Below are 21,545 nucleotides of genomic sequence, written 5' to 3'. Positions count from 1 at the left end.
CTGCGCGCCATGCAAGAAAAAGAAGACATGATCCAGCGCCTGACCGGCGTCAAATCTTCCAAACGTAACTACTACCATGAATTGAAAAAAAATGTCCGCAAAATCGAAAAGCAAAATATGCAGCTCGATCTGATTAATCAAGTCGTCAAAAGCTTCAACATCGACATGCCGTTTGACGATATGCTGCAGCATGTCTTACACCGCCTGCGACAGATGTTTCCATTTGACCATCTCTCTCTGTGTACGGTTGAAAACAACTCCCTTGTCGTAAACGGCTGTTATCCGCCCGAACTGGCGGTACTAACACCAGGAACCGTGCTTGACCCGGACCGTTCTCTCTATACAGATGCATTACGCCGCCGGGAAACGGTGCTGTATCATATCGCCAGTCCTTCGGTTTACATCGAAGATGACATGCTACAGCAACTTGGCATGACCCAAATGTTTCTGCTGCCGCTTATCAGTCGTCACCGCCCGCTCGGTGTACTTAGCCTCTGCAGTACATCTGCTGCTTCCTATACAGGGGCTGATCTTGCTTTTCTGCAGCAGCTCGCGGACCAGCTCGCAGTCTGTATCGAGAATTCCCGCCTGTATAATGAGGTGCTGCGCAGTAAAAATGACTGGGAAAATACGTTCAGCGCCGTCACAGATATGCTGTTCTATTTCGATAGTTCCCAGCGTATCACCCGCTTCAACCCAGCTGTAACCGCTTTCTTCGCGATGCATACTGACCAGATACAGGGTCGTACATGCACCGAACTGTTCGAGGCGCTACATACAGATCCATGCCCAGTTACAGAATGTTTTGCAACTGAACATACCGCATATGCGCGAATGACATTTTCGGGCGGGCGGCTGTGTGATGCTTTCGCTTATCCGGTTCTCGATGACACCGGGCAGATGTACGGTGCGATTCTTTATATGAAAGATGTTACGAAGAAAGTTCATATCGAAGCCCAGCTCATCCAGTCCGGTAAACTAGCCGCCATCGGAGAGATGGCCGCTGGCGTGGCGCATGAATTAAACAACCCGCTCACTGCCATTCTTGGCAACACGCAGCTTTTACTGCGTGAATTCGCGACCGATACACCGGAAGGGAAACTTCTGCACGACATTCTCGAATGTGGCAAGCGATGCCAGAACATCATTCAAAACCTGCTCACATTCTCTCGTCAGGATGCATACACATTCGAACCATGCTCCTTAAACGAAGCGGTTGAACAAGTACTAAGTCTGATTCGCTACCAGATTGAACAAAGCGACATCGAGCTGCATATCAATCTCGCAGACGACCTGCCACTTTTTGAAGGCAGCCTGCAACAGATCGAACAAATCGTACTGAACCTACTGCTTAATGCCAAAGATGCAGTGTTTGACACTATCGACAGCATACGACGCATCGTGCTGCGCACCGAAGCTGTACAACACGACGGACAGACTATTGTCTGTCTTCATATCGAAGATACAGGCTGCGGTATCGCACCGGATCGGTTAGAGGAAATTTTCCATCCCTTTTTTACAACGAAAGAAGCACGCCGGGGAACCGGACTCGGGCTATCAGTCAGCCTTGGCATTGCCCGTGCGCATAACGGGAGGATTGAAGTGACAAGCAACCCGGGCGCAGGCAGCCGCTTTACCCTGCTGCTGCCTGCCGCCCCGCTATCGATGGAGAAGGGGGAGACGTATGAGTCAATTACTGATTGTTGATGATGAGCAGGAAGTCCGGAATTTTTTTGCTTATCTGCTCCGGAATAAACCGATTCATTTGACTGTTGCGAGCAACGCTGCCGAAGCGAATCGCTTGATTCAGGCTGGCACATACGATGCAGCCCTACTCGATCTGAAGCTGCCGGATGGAACCGGATTGGATATTTTACGTTTACTTAAAAAGACTCATCCCGCCTGCCGCGTTGTACTGATGACCGGTTACAGTACCGTTAAATCGGCACTGGAAGCGATTCGCCTGGGAGCAGATGATTACATCGAAAAACCATTTTCTGATATAGACGAGCTAGAACGACTGATCGACAGCCTACTTGTTCCACAACCGCTCGGCGGCCATGATGATCGACTGCGGATTGCGAAGGAATCTGGGCTTGTCATCGGCACGAGCCATGCGATGAGTGAACTTGTCTCACTCGCCTGGAAAATCGCGCGCAAAAATGTGACCGTGCTGATTGAAGGGGAAACCGGATGCGGCAAAGAGGTGCTCGCCCGCTTTCTCCATCTAGCCAGCATGAGACGAGATGAGCCGTTTATCGAGGTCAACTGTGGTGCTCTAACTGAAACACTACTTGAGTCAGAATTATTTGGCCACGAAAAAGGCTCCTTTACCGGTGCCTTATCGCTCAAGCGCGGACTGTTCGAAGTCGCCAGTCGGGGCACGCTGTTTCTTGATGAGATTGGCGATGCTACCCCAGCTATCCAGGTCAAGCTGTTGCGGGTACTCGAGACGAAATCGTTTCTGCGAGTCGGTGGCGAACATACGCTGCGCACCGATGCCCGGATTATCGCTGCCTCTCATGTAAATCTGCCGCATGCAGTCGCAACCGGTACATTCCGGGAAGACCTGCTGTATCGGCTTGATGTCGTCAAGCTATCCATTCCACCACTGCGCGAGAGACGAGCGGATATCCCGCTACTTGCACGCCATCTGCTCGACCAGAATGACGGTAAAAATTTCTCATTCTCTGCCGATGCCCTAACACTTATGCAGGCATATGACTGGCCTGGCAACATCCGAGAGCTGGCGAATGTTGTAAAACGTGCACTTGCGCTGGCGGACGGCGATACGTTTGTGCTAACATCCGAGTACTTACCACAGGCACTGCTTCCCGTAGCTGAAGCAGCCGCTACACGCTCAGATCGTTCTCTTTCTCTACCGACTGTCAGCTCTCCTGTACCCCAGCTCGAACGAGAGCTTGATACATGGAAGCAGATGATTCTCACTGCCTGGAATCAAGACGGTACAGTCAGCCTGCCGGAAGTGCTTACGCACGTGAAAGAGCTAGAGCGCATCGTTGGGGAAGCCTTCGTGAAAAAAGCACTCCGCGAAACGCTCGGCAATCGCAAAAAAGCGTCCGAACAGCTGAATATCAGCGTTCGAACGCTTCGATACTTACTACATGAAAAATGAGGCGGCAGCAATCTGCCGTCTTTTCTATGCCGTGTGGATATGCGAGCGATTCGCAAAATACGGTGCAAGCTCTTCCGCTACAGCCCCGCCGCTAATAACAACCGCCTCAATGCCCGGTCCGTATCCAACACCAGCACCTGCAAGATACAGTCCTTGCACCGGGGCTTTATGATGTGGGAAGTCTGGCGCATTTCCATCGGAACGACGGCTGCTGTAAACTGATCCTTCATATGTCCGCAAGTAACGTGCCATCGTTTTCGGTGTCGCCACTTCTGTCCATACAATTGCATCCGCTATAGCCGGATCGATCTCGCATATCGCTGCCCGACATAAGCGGTCAACCTCCTGCTTCACCGCATTGTACTCCTCTAAAGTCATTGCCTTATAGCGGCTAGCGGACGCATCTGTGATGATGTTAACCGTTAATGTCCCGCATCCTTCTGGCGCCAGCGAAGCGTCACATGCAGATGGTGAGTGTATGCCTATCCCCGTAATTGTCTGATTCGTTCCCGGTAACGTAATCGGTTCAGGGAGCTTGTAATGAATGAGGTTCTTCGTGCTAAATGGCCTGCTTAACGCTGCACTCCAGACAAAGAGCGACATCGACGGGATTAATTTCTGCACTTCATCCTGATACGCAGAAGGCAGCTTTTCCAATCCAACAAGTGTTTCATACGTCAGGCGTGGATCCGCGTTCGAAATGACGATTGGCGCATCATACGTTTGCTTTTTCGTCTGTACACCCTGTACCTGGTTATTCTCAATGATAATCTTCTGTACATCCGTTGAAACAAGTACATCCCCACCGCATTCACGAATGCGTGCCACGAACGCATCGGCCAATACTTGTGAACCTCCGCGTGGACGGAATCCGCCGTATATGAAATAGCCCATGAGTGGAATCATTGCATCTGCTTTCGTCTCTTCGCCCGCATCTCCGATATACCCAGCTAAAAACGACAGTTCCCGATGAATCGCCCGATTGGACGTATACGTACTAAGCAGCTCTTTCCATGTTCGACCCTGCCACCGCAAGTAATTCGGATTTTGTTCGGCAAAGCGGTTCATTTCTTCAATCGTATGCGGAATACGAGGCGAAATACGATCCGGGGCAAATACCGTGCGCATCTGTGCAAAACAAACGGCAAGCTCAGCAAACAGCGCCTGTATCTTTTCTTTTTCCTCCGGGAATCGCTCAGCAAGTCGATCACGCCATGCGTCAAACGTTTCTGGAATAATCGTACACTCTCCCCCATCATGGAATTCATACGTATTTTTCAGCCATTCGATCCGATCGAGTAGTCCATGCCTGGCCAATAAATGCCGCAGCGGCCCCCCTTCGTCTAGTCCACTCACCGATTCAACTCCCGCTTCCAGCCGGAATCCACCTCTGCGTGTATACGTCGTGCAGGCTCCACCGGCCAGCATGTGCTGCTCAAGCACAAGCACACGCGCTCCTGCCGCCGCAAGTTCGGCTCCTGCTGTCAGTCCGCCGATACCCGAACCGACAATGATGACATCATACTGTCCTGCCTGTACGGAAGCTTCAGACGATACGACAGGTTCCCAGTCCAATTCAGGGTGTTTCGTACCGCGCATACTTTCTGCATAACGACGCTGCATATACGATGGCAGCTTCACATTGGCAATAAAACCAGGCACACACCAAACATTCGCCAGCAAAATCCCGATTGTATGATCCAGTATCCCAAACGTTGTGAGGGCAGCAAACAGGGCACCTAGCGAAAATACACCCGCCCACATGCCAGTCAATATCCAGTTAATCCGATAAAACAGTGGATGCTTCCATATCGCTTCCGGTGTTGTCTCTTTCGCATACTGCATCGTAAACAGCTCACCGATTACAAGAGAAATAAGCGTTGTGCAGGCAAGAATGGTATACACAGCCAGCTGACTGTATTCAAGTATCGTAATATCAGGCATAACCCAAGAACCTACTGCCGCCAGCGCAAAAAATAGTGCATTAACAGCAGACAGTGTTTTCACTTTTTTCGTACGTATCTGCATCATCAACAGACCAAGCGCTGTCAATGCCGCAAGCAATAATCCCATCTCTTGCGGCTGTACAAACAGCGCTAGCAAAAGCGGAATAAAATCCCTCGCAATTAATCCCATTGTTTTCATCACAATCTCTCCTTCCACATGTATCCATAAACCGACTTTACCATACCGACTGACGGTTTGTAAATAGGTTTGACAAACCGCTAGTCGGATTGTACGATAAAACTTACATAACTACGGAATAGAAAGGACGATAGACAATGATTGAAATACCAGCTACCCCCACATTTCAGCACTTACTTGCGACAACTACGACCCTAATTCAAGAATTAGGATGCAAAAAAACAACCCTGCAAGAAATCATGAAGCGCTCCGGTCTTTCCAAAGGAGCTATCTATCATTATGTAAAAAGTAAAGATGAACTGTTCGGTCTACTGCTCGTAACGAAAATGCAAGGCATTGGGCAAGCATTTGACGAGGCGGTATCCCGTGCGAAACTGGGAGAATTAGATGGGCCGCTCGGTGCTATTACCGCTGGGCTGCTGTCGCAGTTTGTTGATCGTGACCATGTCGTAAATAACATTTTTTTATACTTACTCAGCCAGCAAGATAACCCAGATGTTGCTCTGCTGTTGCGCCAGATTTATGACCGATCACTGGCCACCGGGGCGGAATGGATCCGAATTGGTCAAAAGTATGAAGCAATTCCTGTGGAGATCGATGCGGAAGCCGTCTCCCGCCAGCTGCTCGCGTGGACATATGGGCAGCTCGTACAGCGCATGATCGCACCAGACACTCCGGTACCGAACCAGGCAGATATACAGCGGTTGTTTGGACAGATTTTACGGGCAGCTATGTGAGGAGGGGCACGGAAGAGTTGTGGGCAAGTACTCTCCTTCCACCAGGGAACAAACATACAGACGTTCTCTTGCTCCTCTCTTCTCTCCTCCCAAACAAAGTTAGGACTCAAAAACCGATCTCCTGCCCCTCTTGCACAGCATGCTGAAGTCGCTGTAGCATGTACCCGATGCCTTGGCATCCTTCAAGGGGATATTGTAACTTCTCCTTCTCAAACAACTGCTCGACAACACGGCGATGCTTTTTTCCACCGAGCACAATAATGTCATCAAAATGATGAAGCGCCTGTTTCTCGACCTGCTGCTGCAAGGATTCAAGCGTGATAATATCTGGGCTTTTATGATCGAACGCGAGATCATAGTTTTGCGGTATACGATCAGTCGGCCCGAGAAAGCCGTATTTGGCAGACAGGAATACCCAGTCCGTAAAAAAACGGGTTGCATATGCTTGACATGCTTTCCCGAACGGACTTATGTAAGCATTCTTCGCTTCTACCGCTCCGATTTCCGGGTGCTTGTCCCAAATTTTTTTAGCTCCGCATGGAATAATGCATAAGCGTTTCATAAGTGGCTCTCCTCTCAAGGTACAGATAAATCTATTTATATATCCGACTTGGTCGATACTAGTAAAACGAACAGAGCCATATACCAATCGACCACCAGCCCTTCATGTCATGATTAGTATCGAAAAGAAGGAACAGGCACAATCATACCGAATATGAACATGAATCAAGCTACTCACTTTACTTCATAAAAAGGAGTCATACATATGGACAAAGCCTTTAAAAAACAAGTACAGGTCGCTTTTGAAGAATTTGCCGGACGGAAAGTAAAAGATAAAGTCGTCGACATCGCAGTCCGCCATGCACAGCGTATCCAGGAAACAGACCCTTCTCTTTCCACGGAAGACTGTATCGATCAAGCTATTATGAAAACGATTAAGGATGGAGTGGCTTTTTAGCTGTACAGCTCTGTCTGATGACAAACAGGGAGCGACTTAAACAGTCACTCCCTGTACGTTTTTCTTTAACAATTGTTCAAACTGCGCTGCAGGAACAGGTGGACTAACCAAATAACCTTGAATCCGATCGCACTCATGCTCTTTAAGAAAGTCAAGTTGCTCTTTTGTCTCTACTCCCTCCGCCACTACATTCATACGTAATGTATGAGCTAACGTAATAATAGAACTAACAATTGCGGTATCATCCCAGTCTATATTAATATCCCGTACAAAAGACTGGTCAATTTTTAATGTGTGCACAGGCAAACGTCTTAAATAATTTAAGGATGAGTACCCTGTACCAAAGTCATCCACCGATACATGGATTCCGGCTTTATCTAATACATCTAGCTTTTCAATTACATGTTCAATATCATACATCGCAATACTTTCTGTTACCTCTAACTCAAGGAAGTTAGCCTTAAGTCCAGTTTCTTCAAGTATACGTAAAATGCTTTCAATAAAATCTTTTTGCTGAAATTGATGTATCGACAAATTGACAGACATTCGAATCGGTTCATACCCCGCCTCTTGCCATGCTTTATTTTGCTGACAGGCTGTTCGTAGCACCCACTCTCCCATCTGCAAAATCAACCCATTCTCTTCCGCTAACGGGATAAAATCCGCCGGAGAAATAAATCCCTTTTCGGGATGCTTCCAGCGAATTAATGCTTCTGCGCCAATGATCTGACCACTTTGTACATCAACCTGCGGCTGGTAATACAACAAAAAATGATTATGTAGCAGCGCTTTATGTAGATCGTTTCCTAATGATAATTTCTCTCGTGATTTTTCGTTCATCTCATTGTTGTAAAACGCATATCCGTTCCGCCCTGTTTGTTTTGTATAATACAAAGCTGTATCAGCATTCATGATTAAACTATGATACGTCCGCCCATGTTCTGGATATAAGCTAATTCCCATGCTAATAGTAATATAAATCTCATGACCATTTAATTGATACGGTTCGGCAAGTCGAGCAACAATGGCTCGCGCTTTTTTCTCAAGGTCTTCCTTACTTTCCACATCTACCAGTAAAATCGTAAATTCGTCGCCACCGAGTCGAGACGCGATATCAGGCTCCTGTATGCACTCTCTTAAACGTTCCGCTACTGCTTGCAGCAATAAATCACCAATACCATGTCCTAATGAATCATTCACATGTTTAAATCGGTCCAGATCAAAAAAGGCCACCGCAAAATTTTTATTTTGCTGTTCATATTCCATCAAAGCTATACGAAGCCGCTCATTAAATAAAAGCCGATTCGGCAAGTCAGTCAGCGGATCATGATACGCTAAATGATTCACCATTTTTTCTGTTTCTACTTGACGTAAATACGGCTCTTTCACCGAGGTAACATAAATGGCCTCCAACAAAAAATAGTACCCCAAAAATTTGTAGATATGTCCGAATAAATTATCAAAATCATATACACTTTTGTAAAATGCAAAGTTCCATTCGCTTACCACTAAAAAAATTATCGCTGATGCCATAGAAAGAATGGCTGCATTTCTCATTTTCTTATATTCCAAAAGAATGACTACTAATGTAGTTAAATGAAGGAAAACAACAAAGTATTCAAGATATGTCTTTAGTGGGGTTGTCCCTGCCTTCTCATTAACTAACACGGGCAACCAATTCACGTATTTAATCACCACAAAAATAATGAGACTCGTATATACAAAAGAAAAAAGATAGATCCACTTTCGCCAATATGTATTTTCTTTTCCATCTTTGATCATCAATATACAAAGAAAAGACATCGCCTCTGTTATGCGAGCGATAATCCAGAACCAGGAAGCTTTTTGCATAGAGCTTTCGGTAACAAGAAAAGGCATGCCCTGATAAGATAACGTATGAAACAAATCAATTGTTGCTACCGCAAAAAAAGAACCACCGAATAATAAACGTCTTTTAGATGAAGCATACGGAAAGGAAACCCATCCTTGCAGGGAAATCGAAAACCCGACAACAATACTAAAAAACTCAAGCAGCGTATGAATTCCTAGATACTCCACTTTATCGTATACACGATAAATTTGTTCATGAAAAACCCGAACAATGATAAAAATAAGAATCGCAAGGAACGAAATAAGTTCTGATTTTCGCTGCTTCCTTTCTAGTTTCTCTATCATACTTGCACCTCATACAAAGTTAGATACACAGGAATATACTGGATATTTTCATTTATGATGCTTCAGTCATATTTCTCATCATTTTCCTGCTCAATCCCGTCCACCAAAAGATCGAGTTCATTCTCGAACGGAATGTAGAGCGGCGCAGGTAATTCCCGGGCAATCTCCTGAACATCGGGCAGCGCAAGCGCTTCTTCTAAGCTAGCTGGCCTATCAATTGTCTTAAACCATGCGCTAAATGCTTCAATAAACTTATAAAAATGATGCTCAAGAAGCGTCGCCTCGTCTTCCGCCCCCTCTAAAATATGAGCCTGCTGGTTTCGCTGCCACTGCTGCAGCACTTGCCGGAATGGCTTCTGCAGTTGTTCGTTCACATAATCATCTCCTCTTGTTATTTCCATTGTACACTTTCCCATTTCAGAATAAAAACAAGAATCTATATTCTCCATGTACTGCAACCAAAAATAAGGCGAATATGTGAGCTCAGCTAGCACACATCTCGTAGCATAGGAGATCATTTGATTTTTTGTTCACAACTTTGTCACAATCGACAAAAATAGAAGGCGCTTTCCCTAAATACACTACTATCGTTTGACAAAATTCTCTTCACGGAAGTGTGATAATAGGAAGCGTAATTCCGATTATCAAATCATACGACTAAACGGAGGTTGTGTATAAAAATGAAATGTCCATTATGTCATGCTGAACAGAACGTACAAACAAACGCGGGGAACAAGGTGTGCAAAACGTGCGGAGATGTTATCGAATTCGGATACCCTTCCTTCCCGGCTTATCTTTTGGAGGAGAAGACTGGGGCTTCCAGAGAAAAGCAAGTATGTACGCATGGTAGCAATGGGCGTCAACTCATTACGGTTTAACGTAAAACATCCTGACCTCATCGATCATTATCTTCCATGAAAAAAAGGCTGCACTCCTAATACAGGGGTACAGCCTTTTATACTTCTAACGGGGCGGTCTTGGTCCGTAATACTGATAGTAGTACGTCTTCAAGTTCCCGTTATACAGCTTCCGATTCCGGTCTGCTTTCTTCCCAAACAATGCTTCAAACTCTGGATGCGATGTAATCGCGTATAACGACCACGTATCGAGACTTTTGAATACTTTGCCCATCGTTTTATACAGCTGAGCCACTTCTTTCTCCTGACCGATCCGCTCCCCGTATGGTGGATTCGTGATGATGCAGCCGTATTTGGCATCAGTCTGATACGAGCCGAGCGGCAGACGCTTAAATCGCACCGCATCATCCACCATCGCCTCTTCCGCATTCTCACGTGCCACTTCAATAATTTCTCCGTTCAGATCCGAGCCTGTAATTTCAAGCGGGCGGTCATAGTTCGCAAGATCATGCGTTTCCCGCCGCGCTTCCTGCCACAGCTTTTTCGGAATCGATGGCCATTGCTCCGATGCAAACTCGCGGTTCATCCCCGGCGCAATGTTACGACCGATGAGTGCCGCTTCAATCGGAATCGTCCCTGAGCCGCAGAATGGATCATGCAGGGGACGATCCGGGTTCCAATACGATAGCTGGATCATCGCTGCCGCCATCGTTTCCTTTAGCGGTGCTTCGCTAATCAAGCGACGGTAGCCCCGTTTGTGCAGCGCCACACCGGACGTATCGATTGTCAGTGTCGCAATGTCCTTATGAAGTGCGACTTCGATTTTGAACAGCGGGCCAGTCTCATCGAACCACTGACGGTTGTAGCTTTTTTTCATGCTTTCCACAACCGCTTTCTTCACGATGGCCTGACAGTCCGAAACACTGAACAATGTTGACTTGACTGATTTTCCTTCAACGGGGAACTCGGCATCCACCGGTAGCCATTCTGCCCACGGGAGCGCTTTTGTTTTCTCAAACAGCTCATCAAATGTAACCGCCTTGAACTCGCCAATTTTAAGGCGAATGCGCTCAGCGGTACGCAGCCAGAGATTCGCGCGGCAAATCGCCAGCTTGTCCGCAGTAAACGTAACTTTTCCATTCTCAACCGTTGCGTTTTCATAGCCGAGATTTTTTACTTCACGGGCGACCACCGCTTCTAAACCGAATGTTGAGGTCGCAATAATTTCCACTTTACTCATCTATTAACTCCTTATGTATGATATAATGAAAACGATTTCTTAAAATTCGCAATTCTTTATACTACTTCAAAAAGCGAGGGATGTTTGTGACTGCCACTCCTATTGTAGACCTTGGTCACGATATTTTCCAGATTGAACTTGTTGACCGCGAACTGAACGGTCGCTCAGCTGGCTATTTCATTCATGCTGAAAAGAAAACGATTGTCGAGATGGGAGCTAGCGTATCTGTACCGCGTGTGCTTGACACTCTCGAACAACTCCATGTCTCACCCGAAGACATCTCGTATGTCATCGTCACTCATATTCACCTTGACCATGCTGGAGGAGCTGGGCTTCTGCTGGAAAAACTCCCAAATGCGAAGCTAATCGTCCATCCACGCGGTGTGCGCCATATGGTTGATCCAACGAAATTAATTGCAGGTGCTCGCGCGGTGTACGGTGACTCATTTGACCGGCTATTTGCACCGATTCTGCCCATTGCTGAGGAGCGGATTCTCGTTGCTGACGATGGCATGGAGCTGCCGATTGGGGGAAACCGAACGCTCGTGTTTTATGATAGTCCAGGTCATGCATATCATCATTATGCAGTCTATGATGCGGCAAGCCGGGGAATTTTCAGCGGAGATGCAATCGGCATCACATTCCCACGCTTCGCGGATGCCAAAGGCGTGGAGTTTTATGCCCCAACTTCATCGCCAACCCAGTTCGATCCAGATGCTATGAGTGCAACCTTGCGCCGATTTGCAGAACTTGATCTGGAGCACATTTATTTAACGCACTACGGTCGGCACAGTAACGCACAGCAGGTCATTGCCGATAACCTTCGCCGCACAGAAGGGTACGCACGCGTAGCCCAGCAAACGTATCGCGACGGCGGAACACTCGAAGAGATGATTGCAGCGCTACGTGCGTACTTCCATGAAGAACTGGCTGCTCTCGGTGTCACAGCAGATGATCCAATTCTAGAAGCATTTGAGTTCGATATCGATATGAATGCCAAAGGTATGTATCATTATATGCAGACAAAAGCGAAACAATAAAACACAAAAACAAGGAGCTGTCCTACATCATAATGGAACAGCTCCTTGTGCTATGCTAGTATGCTCATTCAAGATTGGCGACTGCGTCCCATGCTGCGCATAATCATACTTACGATAAGCACGAGTACAACTGCCCCGATAATAGCTGGAATAATCGCAAACCCGCCAATTACCGGGCCCCATCTACCGAGCAGCGCCGTACCAATCCACGCTCCAATAAAACCGGCAATAATGTTTCCGATAACTCCACCCGGAACATCGCGACCAAGCATAGCTCCTGCTGCCCACCCAATTATACCGCCTACAATTAAAGACCATAAAAATGACATGTGTAATGCCTCCTTCATTCTGTGTAGTGTGTATCGTAATATGCTTAGTATTTACCCAGATGCTTTATTATTTACACATTTTTTTCTCCCGCCTTATATTTTTGTATTCCTCATTAATTTTCTGTGCTGTTTCCGAATGGGCGTCTGTTGAATACACTATCCTGATTCTTATAGAGGAGGAATGCTTTGTGGATATTTATGTCGTAAAGCCGGGGGACTCACTATGGTCGATTGGCCAAAAGTATGGTGTAGACGCGGAAGAAATCGCTACCGTTAACAAATGGAAAACCCCGAACCGTCTTATTGTCGGGCAAGCGCTCGTCATTCCGACTGCGGTACGCCGCTATGTTGTAAAACCAGGGGATTCCCTGTATACGATTGCCCACCGCTTCGGTACAACGGTAGAAGCAATCCTTACTTTGAACCCACTACCAGCACCTTATGTGTTAACAATTGGGCAAGTTTTGCTTATTCCTGCGGCAACAAAACAATTCGGGGTTGTAGAAACAAACGGGTACATCGAGCCACACGGTGCAGACCGCGATATCCCTATCGTCCGTAGTGTAGGGCCAGACCTTACGTATTTATCCGTATTTAGCTATCACGTACAGCCAGATGCTTCACTTGTTCCAATAAATGATGAGCCTGCTATCAAGGAGGCAACCGCCAATAAGATTGCTCCGATGATGGTTATTACAAATTTTGAGGGAGGGAACTTCAATCCAGACACAGCAAGCGCGATTTTAACGAGCAAAGAGCTGCAGGATAAGCTATTCACCAACGTACTAGCGATCGCTCAGGAGAAAGGGTATCGTGCTGTGAATGTTGATTTTGAGCGCATTTATCCGCAGCAACGTCAGTTGTACAATGCGTTTCTTACACGTATGACGCAGGTGATGCATGATCATGGACTGTTGATTTCAACTGCCCTTGCACCGAAGTCGTTTGATATTAAAACCGGAGCATGGCACGGGGCACATGATTATGCAGCACATGGGCGAATCGTCGATTTTGTGGTGATCATGACATATGAATGGGGATGGAGCGGAGGACCACACTGTATTATAAGCATTCTTGATTTTCTAGAAAACAAAAAGTCCGGTTAGCGCCGAACTTTCCAGGACAAAATAAAAGGGAGCTGTATTAGCCCCCAAATCATTGTTTTATCTTTACTTATCGATTCTTCGTTCTTTTTCGGAACATCGGTATCGCTCCTAAGATTACACCAATAACAAGGAGTAAAAATAAGCCCATAACCGTCAGTTTAAATAACTTCCACAAAATAATCGCAGCTATGATCCCCAATAGTATCCACATTACTATCCACCTCCGTTCGGATAGGATGTGCTATTACTAGTTATTTATCCCTCTCTATAATAAAGTCAAGAAAGAACTATATCTAACCTCTCCAGCTATCTAAGGTTCTTTATTCCCGGCAAACTTATCCATTTATTTTTTTGATAAAAACATTAAGATTATTACTATGTCAAATAAACATAATGAGGAGAGATTATTGTGAAAAAAAGTATACTTACTTCCTCCATCGCCCTGCTACTGCTTAGCTCACTAGTTGCCGGTTGTGGAGAAAAGGCTTCTGACTCATCAAAGTCTACACCTCAAAAGGAACAACTACAAAATCAAGCATCAAATCCATCAAAAGATTCCAGCACTCCCGAGAGTGAAAAACAAGCAGCTACTGAGGCAGTCAAACAATACCTGAAGGCACAAGGAAGTATCGATTACACTGATCCGTCTGCTTACAAAGCACCTGAAAAATATGTAACACCATCATTTGCAAAATCGATTCAAAAAAATGAAGAGACAAAGCAAAAAGCATTTAAGGAAAATCAAGTAAAAGCAAGTGTAGATTCAATTGAAGCAAAGTTCATCTCACAGCAAAAAGATCAATACCTGGTAGAAGGAAAAGCTGTCATCACCTATCACAGTAAAAAGGAAAATCGTTCGATTGGGACTTCTGGTATCGATGAAAATTTTGTTTTAGTAAAAGATCCTAAAGGTGCTTTCCTCATTAATGAAATTAGCAAACACTCTGCAAAGTAAGCATATTAATCGACGGCAGCGGTTATCTTTTTCTGCTGTCTTTTTTATGAGCTTGTACCGAGGAAAGAGCCCTTGATTTACCCGGTAATTATAGCTGTGTAAAGCCATCTCGTTTACAATAATGATAGATACTATCCTTAATCCAATTCTGAGGTGAGAAGAATGGAAAACTTTTTATTTAACCATTTGAATTTTGCACGGAATGTTACCTTACGCATCGCACAAGAAGTAACGGAAGAACAAGCAGATATCATACCAGAAGGATTCAATAACAACATTCGCTGGAATCTCGGCCACATTTACTTGATTCAGGAACAATTCGCTTTTCATTTTATTGACGAGCCGAAGCTAATCCCGGATGGATTTAGAGAATTATTCGGATTAGGAACCAAGCCAGCTGATTGGACAATTCAACCGCCGACGTTATCCGAGATCATCGAGCTCTTACAAGAACAACCAGTCCGAATTAAAGAAAAACTAGAAAACCGGTTAACCGAGACCCTTACTACCCCTTTTACGTTTCCCGGCTTAGCGATGAATACAGTTGGCGAAATTCTTACTCTGAGTTTATACCACGAAGGAGCTCATGCCGAAACCATTAAAGCGCTTAAAAAACTCAGTACCAAATAATAATGACACATCATCTTAGGACATTGTTTGCTTCAAATAATGTCCTTTTTCTATACAAGAGAACAGGTCATGTATTATTCGGAAACAATCTTACAAAAAATCGAGGAGGACTCGGTTTTGATAATAAACAATATCGTTTTCTTTTGTATTATTCTCTTTTCTTTCCTGATCTCTATGCTATCAGGAAAGCATCATATTAGGTATACAAAAAGTTCGGTCAGCGTCGGGCTTCTTCCTATTGAATAGACGTAGAATTGGGACCCGACCATTTTCATCAACTTTCAACCGATTCCCATCTTAACCATCTTCTTTCGAACAACTATACGAATAATGGTTTGGATAAAAAATTAAATACATTTTATACATGCTGAAAAGACAAGAAGTATATGAGAAGAAGATTTATGTATATCAATTAAGCGCCGATTTATCCAACCTATAGTAATTGTTATTAATACGCATAAGCTCCTCTTCTACAAGATGCATATTTGCGATTTCATTATTATTTTTATCATAAAGATGTATAGTACTTCCCCCTATTAAAATACGTAGATCTTCCCTTCTCATATGCGCATAGTCAGGCTCTTTCACTCGTGTGTATTTGAATTCCTCCCATCTTTTTAAATGATCAGCAACTAGTTTCTTATCTGTGATTACCTCAGGACCGCCATACACATCAAAAACAATCTTTTCGGCTTCACCTTTTACGATATCCTTAAATGTTGCATTCGGATAAAAAGGAGCCTCGAAAAGAGAAATAGCATTCTTCTTTCCATCATATTGTACGGACATACTTGTATTCTCCGTAATAAAGCGCACCGGCACATACAGATGATCTTTATAACTTAATACCTCGTAATTACTATCCATTTTTTTATACTCATCATTAATCATTACTGTAGTAGAAGATACCGATGCTTGGACAAATTTCATTGTATCCTTTGCGTATACTGCAGATGCCGATAAAACAACACCGCATACCAAACCTATTAAAAATTCCTTCATTTTTCCTCTCCTTTCCAAAATAGTTAGACGGGAAGTAAAGAATAAAGGTTGCTTTTTATTTCCAATAACCTTAAAAAACAAAAATCCCCACCGCCCGAACGGGCAGTGGGGTTGTCTTATTTCTTGGCTTTCTTCTGTCTCCAATGCAGCGCAATGGCCGTCACGCCAGCTACCAGAGTGGAACCAGCACTCACAAGTGTCTAAGCGTCCGTAGTATGAAAGTAAAATGTACAGACAAGCAGTAGGAGATTAGTTACCTAGATGCTATAAATTCTGAAAATGTTTTATGCTTCATATCACAAAATAGATGCTCAAGCTCTACACCGGTCTTAGAATAAAGCTTCCCTCCGCCTTTATTTAATATGGTGAAGCCTGATTTTAAATATAGCTTTTCCAATATACGTTTTTGTCTTCGAAACTCCACCTCATTAGGTCCCTCACTTTTAAAGGGATAAGCTATAAGTATAACTCCATCTATTTCAAGTTCCTTTTTTAACTTTTGAAGCAACAACCAAATATACGGCCTAGCGAATCCCACTCCCCTATACGTTGTAAAAATCTCAAAATGATGCAAATATGCTATTTTTCCTTTTAATCTTAGCTGGTTTGTATCCATCCAAGATAATGTTTGTTGCAAACAATTTAAAGCACCAAAGTGCTCCGGATCACTTTTATTGAGACAATATGAGAGATAATCAAGCATCGAACCGGAAATCCAGTCTTCATTAAAAACAATTAATTCTGCTTTCCCCATATTCCTAGTCTCTCGTACTGATTCGCTGACAATATCACCTTTCAAGTCAACATTTACTACAACAAAATGGTCTAGTTTTGTCGTAAGTTTTACGGACAACTTTACTGTAGTCTCTCCCGCATTATCACGTTCAGTACCCAACACCTTCTCATCTCCAAACACAAAGTATTTCAATGAATTTCATTCTACTTCTACTTTGTGTGAGAAATATGTTAAATAAGCCTCATATCATTTCATAGTTTCCCATAGTTTAGCTTGAGCGCACATTTTTAATCCATGCCAAACACCCCCACCACCCAAACGGGCAGTGGTCTTACCTCTGTCAAGTAGACAGTACTAAAAAAGCCTATATTTTTTATGCGACCATCTTTTCTCGATATTCAATCGGGGATAGGTGGCCAAGTTTTTTCTGGAACCGTTCTTTGTTGTAAAAGATAATATATTCCCCGACTACTTGATGAAGTTCGTCCATTGACGTACACTTAGGCGATAAACACGCTTATGATTGACTCGATATCCTCCTTCTTGAAGAACAACCGTCATACGCAAATAGCCGTAGTACGGGTGCTGTTTGTGGATCGCCTGGATATGTGCTTTCAATTTCTGTTCTGTCTGTTGGCGTGACACTTGAGCAATGGTAAGCAACCAACATAAGCGATAAGCAGAACTCAGTTCGCGAATTACTTGGAATCGCTCTTTTTTGAGATCTTTTCTCCAAGCCGTTCCTTTTCCTCTTTTATCTTCAAATGTTTCATCATTCCGATGCTTCTTAACCCATTGCTTTACTTGTGTACTACTTTTGATACCCAACTGATCAGCCACAGCCTGATAACTCATCCCTCCCTTTTCATAAAGTTGAACGGCTTCTGCTTTGAATTCGATCGTATATCGTTGAAACATCTGTCCTTTTTTAGCCATGAAAAATCCCCTCTAGTTAACTGTGAAAGGTCCATTATAACAATGGGCTTTTTCACACTGTCAACCTAAAGGGGGTAATATCATAGGACAGAGATACTCTCGCTCTACTTTTTAAAGGAAATTGTATCTGTGATCTTTAAAAATAGTGGTACATTCTTGTTAAACTCTTTTTTCTCAACAGCAAACAGCATAATAACCATTGAATTATCTCTTAAATAAACAACAAATAGCTGTCTTAAAGTTCCCTGATCTTGAACAAAAAATTTTGTGTTTTTATTTTTGTAGAGTATCCACTTGTCTGCTTTAGCAGTTTGTATCGCTGTATTCAATTCCTTCTGATTTTTAGCAACAGCTAATTTATGTTCCTTATCCAGCAAATTAATTTTCTGCTCTAATGCACCTGTATTATATGCATCAAAGAATTGTGTGCCTTCCTTATACTCACCAACTAATAACATTGCCTCGCCAATAAGGAATCCTGCTTGCATGTTAGACTCTATTTCCTTCACGTACTTTTGAGTCAGCGTCTTGCTACTTGAAGGAACCTGAAATTTATAGGTTGGAAGTTCAGATGTTATCCAAGATTCATTAGTTGCTTTCGGGCTTTCTTTAGATTTTTCCGGATGATCGACAAGTACTTTAGAATTTTCTACAGGTTTCTGTGAACTTTCGGTAGAGGTACACCCCACCAGAAACATTAGCATAAAAGCAATCACCCAAAATAAAAACCTTAATTTAACCATTTTAGTAAACATCCCCCTTTTAATCACCTTATATAAATTACATGCGGTGAAATTTTCTCCTTCTTTAAAATGTATTTTTTTACATATATGTAATTTATATGATCAAAAAGAAGGAGGAGGGCGATAACTACACATGACTATTCACTTAAAAAACCTGGCATAAAAATGGCTTTATACCCACTTGATTTATCTTGTTTTATTCCCGTTAACCCTTGTGACCTCGTAGTTCGCGCCTACGAGTGCAAAATAAAAAAACTTTTTACGTCATGCTTAGGACGTCATAACTTCACTTTACTAGAGTGACTGTATCTCCAATCTTCAAAAACATTGGTAATTGTTTTTTGAACTCTTTCTCTTTCTCTAAGAAGGTAAAATAAACCGCAGAGTTCTCACCTATATATATAATTGTAAAGCTCACATATTTCTCATTTTCTAGTTCATCCACATCCACGAATTTATAAAACAGCGCTTTTTTGTCCTTGGAGATTATTATGCTTCTATGGGGTTGCTTATGAATGGCTTCTATCAATTCTGCATTATTTTCACAAACAACTGCACCAGCTTTTTTTTTGAGAAATTCATATTCCTTTACTATGGTACTGTACATTTCAAAATTTTTATTACTATCATCAAAAACTGTAACTGCTACCCAAGGTATTTTATGTTTAGGAGAATGATTCTTGTCCAAAAAAAATGCAGAGTTAAACTTCAATCCTCCTGTTTCTTCTGCAATTCCGGTAGACACCTTTGACATTTCATCAAAAAACTCTTTTGAAGCCGGTTCACTCCACCCCGGGACCTTATAACTATACTTGTGGCGCCCATTCGTCACCTCTGCCTTGATCCACTCTTCAGACTTTTTCTGGCTCTTAGTGGATATCTTGGGACTTTCACCAGATGTCTGTGAGCTTCTGGTAGATGTACACCCCATTACGAATATTAGCATAAATAGAATGACCAAAAGATTAGCCCAAAATTTAACCATTTTAATTAATTCCCCCTCAACCCAATATATAAATATATTCTATATTAGGTTGTTATTACCTTTTGAGGAATCAACAGTATAATACTGGATTTTAACGTTACATAGTATCTACCTCCCTTACTACTGATCTTCTATGATATAGAAGCTAAATCCAATATAAGGGTGATCGCCTTGACCGAAACCAATCAAGAATACAACGGTTATGACACAACCATCGAACGGTATAGATGAAGTGACTGTTTCATTACACTGTTGCGCTGGCTCGGTTGTAACGTTATGCAAAAGAAAAAGACCTACCTCACGAATCATGAAGGTAAGCCTTTTTCGGTTGGCATTTACTTCGTAACAACAACTCTCAACTGCTCATTCTTTTTAAGCAATTGTGCGAAAGCTTGAGAAGGAGTTGTTGTAATGCTAAAAGGACGTTTTACTCCGTCTTTCAATCTAGGCATCATCGGAATCATGTTAAAACCTCCTTTCTATATCGCCATTGATAAATATATTCTAACAGGATATATTAAGATGAAAATGTAATTTGAATTACAAATCTCCGTTTTAGGGTAAAAGAAAAATCCATTTCCGAAAGTGGCCAAATGTCTACTGTATTATAAAATTTTCAAAATAACCTTTTCCCTAGAATATGATCGAGTGGTACACAACCTATAATCCTGCTATCGCTACTATTGTTTCTGTTATCTCCCATAACAAAAACATGATTTTCTGGAACAACAACTGTTCTATCAGGATTATCCAGCATCGCTTCTTTTATGTATGGTTCTTCTAAAAGCTTGCCATTTCTATAAACCTTATTATCTTTAAATTCCAACGTATCTCCCGACTTTCCTACTACTCTTTTTATCCAAACATTATGGTCCTGATTTTGATAGATAAGCGAAATAATAGGGTTTTCTATGATGTCTTCCTTAAGTGTATGATCACTATTAATGTGACTATCAATAATTACGATATCTCCATAATCCGGTTCATAATTTAATGTATGTGATATTTTCGATATGTAGACTCGATCTTCATTATGCAAAGTTGGTTCCATTGAGCTTCCTAAAACTTCAGTCGGTTGAATCACAAAGGTAGTAATTGATACCACAAGAATAAAAGGAATGATAATCCATTCTGAAAACTCCTTGATCCACTTCATAAACATACCTCCATTATTTTATACTCCTTAGTACATTTATAAGTTTTATCCTTCCATTTATTTAAACGAAAAAGATAAGGGGAAGTTTCTATTTTTTCCAATTAAAAAAGAATACTCTTCTCGGCATAGCCCTTTGCTTATCTTCTGATGCAAACTTTAGGGGCCGAACCTACTTCCCTCGATCTTCATCTGCTATGATATAGAAGTTAAATCTAATCCGAAGGTGATTCTTATATCTGAAGCCAACCAACAATACAACGGTTATGGCACAACCATCGTTTACGACTATAAAGAGTACCCTAACGCTACCAGATAAGAGGGTTTTTAGCTATAACAAACAGGGGTGAAGTTATGATTTCCTTACTTTATGAATGGCTCTTACCTACTTACTTCTTAATACCTCTACTACTACTTGGTTCAAAAAGGTGGGTATTAGCAATTTTTGACGTGATTATAAGCACTACACTATATGTATGGATTTTTATTTCAATGTTAAGTGGTTCCGGTAGAGTACCACCTGGTATTACTGTGCTGACAATCATTCATGGTATTTTAGGTGTTTATGCCATTTACAAATTTATTTGTATAGCTGTGAGCATGGTCAAAAAGCAAAGCTGATGTAGTAAAACTCATACCTTCTCCCCTTTCAGCAGCTCCGAGTTAGCGTGTATGTTTCCAA

At 42.9% G+C, this 21,545-nt stretch carries 24 protein-coding genes; 8 read left to right on the top strand and 16 right to left on the bottom strand.

The genetic code is table 11. From position 1 onward, the window contains the following. Positions 1 to 9: 9 nt before the first annotated feature. Together PO771_RS08255 and PO771_RS08250 are read left to right on the top strand one after the other, a co-directional pair. Complete coding sequence (locus PO771_RS08255; protein ID WP_272562790.1) at positions 10 to 1,707, top strand: GAF domain-containing sensor histidine kinase; 1,698 nt, start codon at positions 10 to 12, stop codon at positions 1,705 to 1,707. After that, positions 1,685 to 3,136 (top strand): sigma-54-dependent transcriptional regulator, encoded by a 1,452-nt coding sequence (locus PO771_RS08250; RefSeq protein ID WP_272562789.1) that lies wholly within the window; start codon positions 1,685 to 1,687, stop codon positions 3,134 to 3,136. The genes PO771_RS08255 and PO771_RS08250 overlap by 23 nt, the downstream gene beginning before the upstream one ends. 24 nt (positions 3,137 to 3,160) lie before the next feature. Here the strand turns inward: PO771_RS08250 and PO771_RS08245 are convergent, their stop codons facing one another. Continuing rightward, positions 3,161 to 5,281 carry a phytoene desaturase family protein gene (locus PO771_RS08245; RefSeq protein ID WP_272562788.1) on the bottom strand — a complete coding sequence of 707 codons (2,121 nt, stop codon included), beginning with the start codon at positions 5,279 to 5,281 and terminating at the stop codon, positions 3,161 to 3,163. Positions 5,282 to 5,418: 137 nt separating this feature from the next. Here PO771_RS08245 and PO771_RS08240 point away from each other — a divergent pair, with 137 nt between their 5' ends. Continuing rightward, complete coding sequence (locus tag PO771_RS08240; RefSeq protein ID WP_272562787.1) at positions 5,419 to 6,018, top strand: TetR/AcrR family transcriptional regulator; 600 nt, start codon at positions 5,419 to 5,421, stop codon at positions 6,016 to 6,018. 106 nt (positions 6,019 to 6,124) lie between these two features. Here the strand turns inward: PO771_RS08240 and PO771_RS08235 are convergent, their stop codons facing one another. Next, positions 6,125 to 6,580: a DUF6884 domain-containing protein gene (locus PO771_RS08235; protein WP_272562786.1), complete on the bottom strand. Its 456-nt coding sequence runs from the start codon at positions 6,578 to 6,580 to the stop codon at positions 6,125 to 6,127. Between the two features lie 204 nt (positions 6,581 to 6,784). Here PO771_RS08235 and PO771_RS08230 point away from each other — a divergent pair, with 204 nt between their 5' ends. Beyond that, positions 6,785 to 6,976, top strand: a complete 192-nt coding sequence (locus PO771_RS08230) for a hypothetical protein (RefSeq protein WP_272562785.1) — start codon at positions 6,785 to 6,787, stop codon at positions 6,974 to 6,976. A gap of 36 nt (positions 6,977 to 7,012) precedes the next feature. Here PO771_RS08230 and PO771_RS08225 read toward each other — a convergent pair whose 3' ends face one another. From PO771_RS08225 to PO771_RS08215, 3 genes are all read right to left on the bottom strand, one after another. Continuing rightward, positions 7,013 to 9,151: a bifunctional diguanylate cyclase/phosphodiesterase gene (locus tag PO771_RS08225; RefSeq protein WP_272562784.1), complete on the bottom strand. Its 2,139-nt coding sequence runs from the start codon at positions 9,149 to 9,151 to the stop codon at positions 7,013 to 7,015. A 62-nt stretch (positions 9,152 to 9,213) separates the two neighbouring features. Continuing rightward, positions 9,214 to 9,525, bottom strand: a complete 312-nt coding sequence (locus PO771_RS08220) for a hypothetical protein (protein ID WP_272562783.1) — start codon at positions 9,523 to 9,525, stop codon at positions 9,214 to 9,216. Between the two features lie 589 nt (positions 9,526 to 10,114). Then, positions 10,115 to 11,248, bottom strand: a complete 1,134-nt coding sequence (locus PO771_RS08215) for a THUMP domain-containing class I SAM-dependent RNA methyltransferase (RefSeq protein ID WP_272562782.1) — start codon at positions 11,246 to 11,248, stop codon at positions 10,115 to 10,117. Positions 11,249 to 11,334: 86 nt separating this feature from the next. Between PO771_RS08215 and PO771_RS08210 the strand changes: the two genes are divergently transcribed. Further along, positions 11,335 to 12,288 carry an MBL fold metallo-hydrolase gene (locus PO771_RS08210; protein ID WP_272562781.1) on the top strand — a complete coding sequence of 318 codons (954 nt, stop codon included), beginning with the start codon at positions 11,335 to 11,337 and terminating at the stop codon, positions 12,286 to 12,288. A gap of 68 nt (positions 12,289 to 12,356) precedes the next feature. Here PO771_RS08210 and PO771_RS08205 read toward each other — a convergent pair whose 3' ends face one another. After that, positions 12,357 to 12,617: a GlsB/YeaQ/YmgE family stress response membrane protein gene (locus PO771_RS08205; protein ID WP_272562779.1), complete on the bottom strand. Its 261-nt coding sequence runs from the start codon at positions 12,615 to 12,617 to the stop codon at positions 12,357 to 12,359. 188 nt (positions 12,618 to 12,805) lie between these two features. On the opposite strand from PO771_RS08205, the gene PO771_RS08200 reads away from it, so the two are divergent. Further along, a complete protein-coding gene (locus tag PO771_RS08200; RefSeq protein ID WP_272562777.1) occupies positions 12,806 to 13,723 on the top strand; it encodes a LysM peptidoglycan-binding domain-containing protein in 918 nt (305 codons plus the stop codon). Positions 13,724 to 13,790: 67 nt separating this feature from the next. On the opposite strand, the gene PO771_RS08195 is transcribed toward PO771_RS08200, so the two are convergent. Continuing rightward, positions 13,791 to 13,934, bottom strand: a complete 144-nt coding sequence (locus PO771_RS08195) for a hypothetical protein (protein ID WP_272562776.1) — start codon at positions 13,932 to 13,934, stop codon at positions 13,791 to 13,793. A gap of 198 nt (positions 13,935 to 14,132) precedes the next feature. Between PO771_RS08195 and PO771_RS08190 the strand changes: the two genes are divergently transcribed. Together PO771_RS08190 and PO771_RS08185 are read left to right on the top strand one after the other, a co-directional pair. After that, positions 14,133 to 14,678 carry a hypothetical protein gene (locus PO771_RS08190; RefSeq protein WP_272562774.1) on the top strand — a complete coding sequence of 182 codons (546 nt, stop codon included), beginning with the start codon at positions 14,133 to 14,135 and terminating at the stop codon, positions 14,676 to 14,678. Between the two features lie 162 nt (positions 14,679 to 14,840). Beyond that, positions 14,841 to 15,308 (top strand): DinB family protein, encoded by a 468-nt coding sequence (locus PO771_RS08185; protein ID WP_272562773.1) that lies wholly within the window; start codon positions 14,841 to 14,843, stop codon positions 15,306 to 15,308. 408 nt (positions 15,309 to 15,716) lie between these two features. Here PO771_RS08185 and PO771_RS08180 read toward each other — a convergent pair whose 3' ends face one another. The 9 genes from PO771_RS08180 to lepB form a co-directional block, all read right to left on the bottom strand. Next, a complete protein-coding gene (locus PO771_RS08180; protein WP_272562772.1) occupies positions 15,717 to 16,310 on the bottom strand; it encodes a stalk domain-containing protein in 594 nt (197 codons plus the stop codon). Positions 16,311 to 16,563: 253 nt separating this feature from the next. Further along, positions 16,564 to 17,208: a hypothetical protein gene (locus PO771_RS08175; RefSeq protein WP_272562771.1), complete on the bottom strand. Its 645-nt coding sequence runs from the start codon at positions 17,206 to 17,208 to the stop codon at positions 16,564 to 16,566. 211 nt (positions 17,209 to 17,419) lie between these two features. Further along, positions 17,420 to 17,536, bottom strand: a complete 117-nt coding sequence (locus tag PO771_RS19435) for an IS3 family transposase (RefSeq protein ID WP_422664988.1) — start codon at positions 17,534 to 17,536, stop codon at positions 17,420 to 17,422. Continuing rightward, a complete protein-coding gene (locus PO771_RS19430) occupies positions 17,515 to 17,982 on the bottom strand; it encodes an IS3 family transposase (RefSeq protein ID WP_422664987.1) in 468 nt (155 codons plus the stop codon). The genes PO771_RS19435 and PO771_RS19430 overlap by 22 nt, the downstream gene beginning before the upstream one ends. Positions 17,983 to 18,086: 104 nt before the next feature. Continuing rightward, positions 18,087 to 18,737 (bottom strand): hypothetical protein, encoded by a 651-nt coding sequence (locus tag PO771_RS08160; protein ID WP_272562770.1) that lies wholly within the window; start codon positions 18,735 to 18,737, stop codon positions 18,087 to 18,089. A 274-nt stretch (positions 18,738 to 19,011) separates the two neighbouring features. Then, positions 19,012 to 19,710: a hypothetical protein gene (locus PO771_RS08155; RefSeq protein WP_272562768.1), complete on the bottom strand. Its 699-nt coding sequence runs from the start codon at positions 19,708 to 19,710 to the stop codon at positions 19,012 to 19,014. A 120-nt stretch (positions 19,711 to 19,830) separates the two neighbouring features. Beyond that, complete coding sequence (locus tag PO771_RS08150; protein ID WP_272562767.1) at positions 19,831 to 20,019, bottom strand: hypothetical protein; 189 nt, start codon at positions 20,017 to 20,019, stop codon at positions 19,831 to 19,833. 26 nt (positions 20,020 to 20,045) lie between these two features. Next, entirely contained in the window at positions 20,046 to 20,174 is a 129-nt protein-coding gene (locus PO771_RS08145; RefSeq protein WP_272562766.1) for a hypothetical protein, read from the bottom strand. A gap of 152 nt (positions 20,175 to 20,326) precedes the next feature. Further along, positions 20,327 to 20,866, bottom strand: coding sequence for a signal peptidase I (lepB, locus tag PO771_RS08140; protein WP_272562765.1), 540 nt, complete (start codon positions 20,864 to 20,866; stop codon positions 20,327 to 20,329). Positions 20,867 to 21,545 lie beyond the last annotated feature (679 nt).

This window comes from Aneurinibacillus uraniidurans (assembly GCF_028471905.1).
Taxonomy (GTDB): domain Bacteria; phylum Bacillota; class Bacilli; order Aneurinibacillales; family Aneurinibacillaceae; genus Aneurinibacillus; species Aneurinibacillus uraniidurans.
The sequence above is the reverse complement of the archived record's forward strand: the minus strand, read 5'-3'. Positions and strand labels throughout refer to the sequence as shown.

Bases quoted from the DNA above. Each gene is read 5' to 3' on its own strand.
- PO771_RS08255 (WP_272562790.1), top strand. From the start codon at position 10: ATGCAAGAAAAAGAAGACATGATCCAGCGCCTGACCGGCGTCAAATCT.
- PO771_RS08250 (WP_272562789.1), top strand. From the start codon at position 1,685: ATGAGTCAATTACTGATTGTTGATGATGAGCAGGAAGTCCGGAATTTT.
- PO771_RS08245 (WP_272562788.1), bottom strand. From the start codon at position 5,281: ATGAAAACAATGGGATTAATTGCGAGGGATTTTATTCCGCTTTTGCTA.
- PO771_RS08240 (WP_272562787.1), top strand. From the start codon at position 5,419: ATGATTGAAATACCAGCTACCCCCACATTTCAGCACTTACTTGCGACA.
- PO771_RS08235 (WP_272562786.1), bottom strand. From the start codon at position 6,580: ATGAAACGCTTATGCATTATTCCATGCGGAGCTAAAAAAATTTGGGAC.
- PO771_RS08230 (WP_272562785.1), top strand. From the start codon at position 6,785: ATGGACAAAGCCTTTAAAAAACAAGTACAGGTCGCTTTTGAAGAATTT.
- PO771_RS08225 (WP_272562784.1), bottom strand. From the start codon at position 9,151: ATGATAGAGAAACTAGAAAGGAAGCAGCGAAAATCAGAACTTATTTCG.
- PO771_RS08215 (WP_272562782.1), bottom strand. From the start codon at position 11,248: ATGAGTAAAGTGGAAATTATTGCGACCTCAACATTCGGTTTAGAAGCG.
- PO771_RS08205 (WP_272562779.1), bottom strand. From the start codon at position 12,617: ATGTCATTTTTATGGTCTTTAATTGTAGGCGGTATAATTGGGTGGGCA.
- PO771_RS08195 (WP_272562776.1), bottom strand. From the start codon at position 13,934: ATGTGGATACTATTGGGGATCATAGCTGCGATTATTTTGTGGAAGTTA.
- PO771_RS08185 (WP_272562773.1), top strand. From the start codon at position 14,841: ATGGAAAACTTTTTATTTAACCATTTGAATTTTGCACGGAATGTTACC.
- PO771_RS08180 (WP_272562772.1), bottom strand. From the start codon at position 16,310: ATGAAGGAATTTTTAATAGGTTTGGTATGCGGTGTTGTTTTATCGGCA.
- PO771_RS19435 (WP_422664988.1), bottom strand. From the start codon at position 17,536: ATGGACGAACTTCATCAAGTAGTCGGGGAATATATTATCTTTTACAAC.
- PO771_RS19430 (WP_422664987.1), bottom strand. From the start codon at position 17,982: ATGGCTAAAAAAGGACAGATGTTTCAACGATATACGATCGAATTCAAA.
- PO771_RS08160 (WP_272562770.1), bottom strand. From the start codon at position 18,737: ATGTTTACTAAAATGGTTAAATTAAGGTTTTTATTTTGGGTGATTGCT.
- PO771_RS08155 (WP_272562768.1), bottom strand. From the start codon at position 19,710: ATGGTTAAATTTTGGGCTAATCTTTTGGTCATTCTATTTATGCTAATA.
- PO771_RS08150 (WP_272562767.1), bottom strand. From the start codon at position 20,019: ATGATTCGTGAGGTAGGTCTTTTTCTTTTGCATAACGTTACAACCGAG.
- PO771_RS08145 (WP_272562766.1), bottom strand. From the start codon at position 20,174: ATGATTCCGATGATGCCTAGATTGAAAGACGGAGTAAAACGTCCTTTT.
- lepB (WP_272562765.1), bottom strand. From the start codon at position 20,866: ATGAAGTGGATCAAGGAGTTTTCAGAATGGATTATCATTCCTTTTATT.